Source organism: Priestia sp. P5_B4 (assembly GCF_056400385.1).
The window spans coordinates 1-591 of sequence record NZ_JBFULJ010001452.1 but is presented as its reverse complement, the minus strand read 5'-3'; the positions used below and the strand labels follow the sequence as shown (position 1 = coordinate 591).

1 protein-coding gene is annotated in these 591 nt (G+C 38.7%); it reads right to left on the bottom strand.

Translation table 11 applies throughout. The annotated features are described in order from the left end of the window. Positions 1 to 92: 92 nt before the first annotated feature. Positions 93 to 591, bottom strand: a 499-nt coding sequence (locus tag AC1DRF_RS31560) for an extracellular solute-binding protein (RefSeq protein ID WP_477742768.1), incomplete at its 5' end; no start/stop codon positions are given.

The window sequence follows — 591 nt, the reverse complement described above, 5'->3', positions numbered from 1 at the left end:
ACCATAGATGTCGGCTTTTAGAGATACTTTTAAATGAAAAGAGAGGAAAAGAGAACGAAGGGGTTCTCTTTTCTTCTTCTTGAATAGACGTATTAGTTTTTAGCGACACGTTCTACCTCTCCTTGTGCTTTTTCAGCAGCTTTTTTCGCTGACATACCGGATAGTACGTCCTGTACAGATGTTTCAACAGCTTTTGATACGCGCTCATTTAAAATTGTAAATCGAGGTTGGAAGACCGTTTTTTTGTCTTTCCATTTTGCGCTTTCTTTGAGTTCAGGTGAATCATATTTCACATCTTTGACCGTTAATAACTGGCCAGTAGCATTCGCATACTCAGAAGAAATCTTTGGATCTGCAAGGAAAGTTAAAAATTTCTTAGCAGCTTCTTTGTGTTTTGATTTTTCAGCAACACCTAATAAGAATGTCGTGGTATGAACACCTTCGTATTTTGCTTTATCTTGATCCACTGTAATCGGTGCAAGCAAACCTTGACCAATCTTCGGATTTTGCTGTTTGACTGTAGCCATCATATAAGAACCTTGAGCAAGCATTGCGCCTTTTTCCTGAGCAAAAAGTGCTGCAGCACTTTCT